The 4917-nt window shown below is 68.2% G+C and carries 8 protein-coding genes and 1 pseudogene; 4 read left to right on the forward strand and 5 right to left on the reverse strand.

Translation table 11 applies throughout. The features are described 5' to 3' along the window. The first annotated feature begins 241 nt into the window (after positions 1-241). The 3 genes from AB1578_21980 (at position 242) to AB1578_21990 (ending at position 1092) form a co-directional block, all read left to right on the forward strand. The gene (locus tag AB1578_21980) at positions 242-478 is read left to right on the forward strand and encodes a type II toxin-antitoxin system prevent-host-death family antitoxin (GenBank protein ID MEW6490568.1); all 237 of its coding nucleotides are present in this window, start codon (positions 242-244) and stop codon (positions 476-478) included. Positions 479-487: 9 nt separating this feature from the next. Further along, positions 488-886, forward strand: a complete 399-nt coding sequence (locus tag AB1578_21985) for a type II toxin-antitoxin system VapC family toxin (GenBank protein MEW6490569.1) — start codon at positions 488-490, stop codon at positions 884-886. A gap of 62 nt (positions 887-948) precedes the next feature. Next, entirely contained in the window at positions 949-1092 is a 144-nt protein-coding gene (locus tag AB1578_21990; protein ID MEW6490570.1) for a hypothetical protein, read from the forward strand. A gap of 22 nt (positions 1093-1114) precedes the next feature. Here the strand turns inward: AB1578_21990 and AB1578_21995 are convergent. Together AB1578_21995 and AB1578_22000 are read right to left on the reverse strand one after the other, a co-directional pair. Next, a pseudogene (locus AB1578_21995) lies at positions 1115-1297 on the reverse strand (DUF5615 family PIN-like protein). After that, entirely contained in the window at positions 1297-1524 is a 228-nt protein-coding gene (locus AB1578_22000; GenBank protein MEW6490571.1) for a DUF433 domain-containing protein, read from the reverse strand. Before AB1578_22000 ends, AB1578_21995 begins: the two are co-directional and overlap by 1 nt. 186 nt (positions 1525-1710) lie before the next feature. Here AB1578_22000 and AB1578_22005 point away from each other — a divergent pair, with 186 nt between their 5' ends. Further along, on the forward strand, positions 1711-1905 hold the full coding sequence (locus AB1578_22005; GenBank protein MEW6490572.1) for a CopG family transcriptional regulator: 195 nt from the start codon (positions 1711-1713) through the stop codon (positions 1903-1905). 328 nt (positions 1906-2233) lie between these two features. Here AB1578_22005 and AB1578_22010 read toward each other — a convergent pair whose 3' ends face one another. From AB1578_22010 to AB1578_22020, 3 genes are all read right to left on the reverse strand, one after another. Continuing rightward, positions 2234-3064, reverse strand: coding sequence for a hypothetical protein (locus AB1578_22010; protein MEW6490573.1), 831 nt, complete (start codon positions 3062-3064; stop codon positions 2234-2236). Then, positions 3061-4020: a cysteine synthase A gene (gene cysK / locus AB1578_22015; protein MEW6490574.1), complete on the reverse strand. Its 960-nt coding sequence runs from the start codon at positions 4018-4020 to the stop codon at positions 3061-3063. Before cysK ends, AB1578_22010 begins: the two co-directional genes overlap by 4 nt. A gap of 56 nt (positions 4021-4076) precedes the next feature. Then, on the reverse strand, positions 4077-4917 hold an 841-nt coding region (locus tag AB1578_22020; GenBank protein ID MEW6490575.1), incomplete at its 5' end, for an SLC13 family permease.

A 4917-nucleotide genomic window follows, 5' to 3' on the forward strand; every position in this document is an offset into this window, starting at 1 on the left:
GGCGACAGGCCCAATGAAGGTCCCCCTTCGGGCGCGTGTGCGTGGGGGACGTTGTCAATTTGACAATTTGGCGCGTGCAGGGTGAGTGCGGGGCACCCGTGTGCTCCGCCCACCACCGCAGGGTGTGCGCGGCGCTATCGGGACGTAACTGAAATACCGCAATTGCTGCGGACGCTCAAGTTGGCACTCGGTTGACTTAGTCCGCGTTGCTCGGTAAGTTAGCTAACCGAGGAGGGTGCCGATGATCATGGTGAACATTCACGAGGCTAAGACCTACCTTTCTCGCCTGCTCGTGCAGGTCGCCGAGGGGGAAGAGGTGGTCATCGCCAAGGCGGGGAAGCCGATTGCTCGACTCTCGTCCTGGGAAGGCGAAGAGGGCGCGACGCGGGTCTTGGGGAGGGACGCCGGGCTTTTTTCGGTGCCGGAGGACTTCGACGCTCCACTGCCCGACGCGGTCCTCGCTGAGTTTGAGGGCTGAGGGGCGCTCGTGCTGCGGATCCTGCTGGACACTCACGTTTGGCTCTGGATGATCGAAAGCCCGGGGCGCATGCGAGAGTCGGTTCGCAACGAACTCGCCGACCGCGAGAATGAGCTCTATCTGTCGGCTGCCAGTTGTTGGGAGATCGCCATTAAGTACCGACTGGGCAGGCTCCCGCTGCCGGCGCCCCCGGGTGAGTTCATCCCTCCGCGTATGGAGCGGGACGGGGTGCGGTCCCTGCCCGTGGGCCAGTACCACGCGCTTCGCGTCGCATCGCTGCCCGATCACCACAAGGACCCGTTCGACCGCCTGCTGATCGCTCAGTCCCTGATCGATAACCTTGTCCTCTATACCGCGGACGAGCAGTTGCTTCGGTACGCGGCGCCCTGCGTGCTCGTGGACCGCTGACGACCTATGGGTGCCGACCGGGGTAACGAGATCGACCCTCTACGACTCACGATTGGCGATCCATGATCGACCGCACCCGCGCCATGACCATGCGCCTCCTCACCTTCACCTCCCTCTTCCCCAACCAGGCCCAGCCCGACTTCGAAGGGGCAAAGGGAAAGGGCAAAGGGGACATCCTATATTCCGCCCGTCAAGGAAATAGATAGTCTCGAGTCTCGTGGCCGCGAGCAAGGCTCCGAAATCGAGGTCGTGGGTGAGGACGACGTATCCTCCCTCCCGAGCCCATGCCATGATCACTGCGTCGGGCGCTCCCGGATCTCCAACGTGCGACCAGTGGACCGCTTCCCAGCCCTCGGCCGCAAAGACGTCGGTCCACCGCGGAGAAAGATTCATGTCGATGAGAATTCGCATTAGGAGGCCAAAGGAAGGTCCTTTTCCTCGGCACGCCAGGCAGCATAGGTCAGCGCCGCCAACACGTCTTCCCGCTCCAAATACGGATAGGCGGACAGGACTTCCTCAATCGATCGCCCCGCTCCGATGAGCGCCACGATGGTTCCAACCGTGACCCGCATTCCTCGAATGCAAGGCTTTCCTCCCATCACCTGCGCGTCAAATGTAATCCGCTCCCATTTCTTCATGGCCTCCTCCCCTTCCGAGCGCCAAGATGCGTTCGTCCACCAATCATATCTGCCTCGAGCGGCACGGGGAAGCCCTGTTGGAGGGGGCGCTCGGCGCTGTTCGGGTTTCGTCAAGCGCTTGCAGCCCGTGGTTGCCCAGACCGGCGTGGAATTGATCTGCGTGACGGGCGGTAGCGGAGGTGGGAAATGCGGACGCTGTGCGCGGAAGTACCGGACAAACTGCACGCCAGGGCGCTCGCACTGGTGCGCGAAGGCTGGTTCAAGAGCGAGGCCGATTTGGTGGTCGAGGCGGTGCGGCGCTACGTCGAGGCCCACGAGCCAGCATTGATGGAACGATTCATCCGGGAAGACGTGGAATGGGGCCTGCACGGGGATGACTGAGGCGGGACGAAATGCGGTTGTCGACGCCGGACCCGTAATCCATCTCGACGAATTGGGGCAGGCAAACGTAAGGGCAACTGTGCATTTCTCGTCCGCCCCCCGCCTTCTTCCGCGCACGCCCCGTGACTAGGGGACAGCCGATGGGAGGCTCGTGCAAGAGAGCGTTGTCGACCACTCAGCTCGCCATAAAGAAACTCGCTGTCCCCGAGCCCGCAGGAGCGCCGTAGGGCGGGGCTTGCCCCGCCGCACCCGGCGGGCGAACCCCGCTACGCGGGAACCGCCCGCCCTACCGTTTCATCCCTCGGGGTGATCGAAGGTCATGGGCAACTCATTTGTGGGCCGAGGGTCGGTCTGGACCGAGGTCGCGGTAGGAACGCGGGGCGCCGGCCTCCAGGGTCTCGTTCTCCCCCTGGTCGCGGCCCACCACCACCTTGAGCCCCGGCCGCAGCCGGAAGTGGCGGCCCGTCCGGAGCAGCCGGACGTCCCTGAGATCGTAGCCGGGCTCTTCCCGGAAGAGGTCCCGGATCTTCTCGGCGAAGTCGGCGTCGGTCAGCAGGCACCCCCCGGCGGGGCAGGGGTAGTCGGCGACCCCCAACTCCGTCGCCAGCCGGATCTGCTCTTTGCGCGAGCGGCCTTCGATGGCGAGGAGCTTCTCCCGGTCCACCCACCCCTCCCGCTCCGCGTGGGTGGGCTCGAAGTGGTGCGCCGAGAGGGGCCGGAGGATCAGCCCCTCCGTGCCGCTCTCCCGCTCGATGAGGCACAGGGTCTGCCGCCGCTGGCTCATGGGCCTCTGGCCCAGGACCTCGCCGGTCACGAGGAAGCTCGCCCCCTCCTCCCGCATGAGCTCCACGGCCTCCCGGTGCATGAAGATCCGGCAGTCGATGCACGGGTTCATGCCCCGGCCGTAGCCGTGGGGCGGGTTCTCGACGACCTTCAAGTACTCCATGCCCTTGTATCGCACCCGGATCGGGATACCGAACTCCCGCGCCACCCGCGCCGCCTCGTGCTTGCACGAGCTCGACTTGGCGGTGCAGTTGCAAAACGGGGTCATGAAGTTGAGCGCCACGACCTCCACCCCCTGGTCGATCACGAGCTTGACGGCCAGGGTGGAGTCCAGGCCTCCGGAGAGCAGGGCGATGGCCTTCCTCGGGGCGGTCACCCGCCGATCCCCTCGAACAACGCCGTGGAGACGTAGCGCTCGGCGAGATCCGGCATCACGACCACGATGGTCTTGCCGGCGAACGCGGGCTCCCGGGCCAGGCGCACGGCCGCCGCGCCGGCGGCGCCGCAGGAGATCCCCACCAGGAGACCCTCCTCCCGCGCCAGGCGCCGGGCGAAGTCGATGGCCTCGGCGCTTTCGACCTGCTCCACCCGGTCCACCACCGAGAGGTCCAGGGTTTCGGGGATGAAGCCGGCGCCGATCCCCTGGATCTTGTGGGGCCCTGGCCGGATCATCTCGCCCGCGAGCTTCTGGGAGATCACGGGGCTCTCCTTGGGCTCCACGGCCACCGAGAGGATCGGCTTGCCCTTCGTCCCCTTGATGTAGCGGGAGACCCCGGTGATGGTGCCGCCGGTGCCCACGCCCGACAGGAGCACGTCCACCGCGCCGTCGGTGTCGTCCCAGATCTCCGGCCCGGTGGTCTTCTCGTGGATGCCCGGGTTGGCCGGGTTCTTGAACTGCTGGGGCAGGAAGTAGCGCTTGGGGTCCGAGGAAGCGAGCCCCTCGGCGTGGGCGATGGCCCCCTTCATCCCCTCGGCGCCCGGGGTGAGGACGAGGTGGGCCCCCAGGGCGGCGAGCACCCGGCGCCGCTCCAGGCTCATGGTCTCGGGCATGGTCAGGGTGAGCTTGTAGCCCCGGGCCGCGGCCACGTAGGCGAGCGCGATGCCCGTGTTGCCGCTGGTGGGCTCCACGATCTCGACGCCGGGCTTGAGGATGCCTCGCTCCTCGGCGTCCCAGATCATGGCGGCGCCGATGCGGCACTTGACCGAGTAGGCGGGGTTGCGCCCCTCGATCTTGGCGAGGACCGTGGCCCTGGCCCCTTCCGTCACCCGGTTGAGGCGGATGAGGGGGGTGCGGCCGATGGAGAGGGAGTTGTCTTCATAGATGCGTGCCATGGGGGTCTCCTTGTGACGAGGGGTTGGAATCGGAGCCGAAGGGGTCGGGGGGCGCCTCAGCCCCCACCCGCCCCCACGGCGGGCCACCAGTACCGAAGCGCCGCGAGCACCAGCGCGAGGGCGACGAGGTTGAGGGCGATTCCCGGCAGGGCCAGATCGCGCAGCCGCAGCCGCCCCGACGAGAACGCGATGGCCGTGGCCGGGGTGCCGATGGGCAGAGCAAACGAGAACCCCGAAGGGACGGCCACGGCCAGGGTCACGAGCGCCGGGTCGAGCCCCGCCTCGGCCCCCAGGGAAAGCCCCAGGGGCAGGAGCAGCGCCACCACCGCGGCGTTGGAGATGGCTTCGGTGAGCACGAGCGACGCCAGTGCCAGCCCCGCCAGGAGGGCCCAGGGGGACGCCTCTGCCCCGCCCAGGGCCGTCCGGGCCACCCAGAGAGCCGCTCCCGTGTCGTGGAGCGCGCTCCCCAGGGCGATGGCGCCCCCGTAGAGCACCACCACCCCCCAGTGCACCGCCCGCTCCGCCTCCTGCCAGGTGAGGAGCCGCAGCAGGAAGAGGAGCCCCGCGGCCGAGAGGCTGATGGTGGCGAGCCCGACCCGCTCGCCCCACCCGATCCACGCCGCTACGGTGGCTATGGCCACGACCGCCACGACCTTCTCGCCGAGCTTCACGCGACCCAGAGCCCGGGCCTCCCGGGCGAGGGCCTCCCGGACGGGGGCCAGGTTCACGGGCGCGGACCGCGCGTAGAGCGCCCACAGGAGCAGCGCCGCGGCGGCGGCGGTCGCGAGCGCCACCGGGGCCGCCGCCGCCATCCAGTCGAGGAAGCTCAGGGTGCGGCCCGCCGAGCGCTCCAGGATCGCCAGGGCCAGGGGAGCCCGGGCCCCGCCCAGGAGGGTC

It is taken from the genome of Thermodesulfobacteriota bacterium (assembly GCA_040756475.1).
Lineage (GTDB): Bacteria > Desulfobacterota > Deferrisomatia > Deferrisomatales > JACRMM01 > JBFLZB01.

What these genes read in the sequence shown, in the direction of transcription:
- cysK (MEW6490574.1), bottom strand. Translation starts at nt 4,020, where the DNA reads ATGGCACGCATCTATGAAGACAACTCCCTCTCCATCGGCCGCACCCCC.
- AB1578_21980 (MEW6490568.1), top strand. Translation starts at nt 242, where the DNA reads ATGATCATGGTGAACATTCACGAGGCTAAGACCTACCTTTCTCGCCTG.
- AB1578_22000 (MEW6490571.1), bottom strand. Translation starts at nt 1,524, where the DNA reads ATGAAGAAATGGGAGCGGATTACATTTGACGCGCAGGTGATGGGAGGA.
- AB1578_21990 (MEW6490570.1), top strand. Translation starts at nt 949, where the DNA reads ATGATCGACCGCACCCGCGCCATGACCATGCGCCTCCTCACCTTCACC.
- AB1578_22005 (MEW6490572.1), top strand. Translation starts at nt 1,711, where the DNA reads ATGCGGACGCTGTGCGCGGAAGTACCGGACAAACTGCACGCCAGGGCG.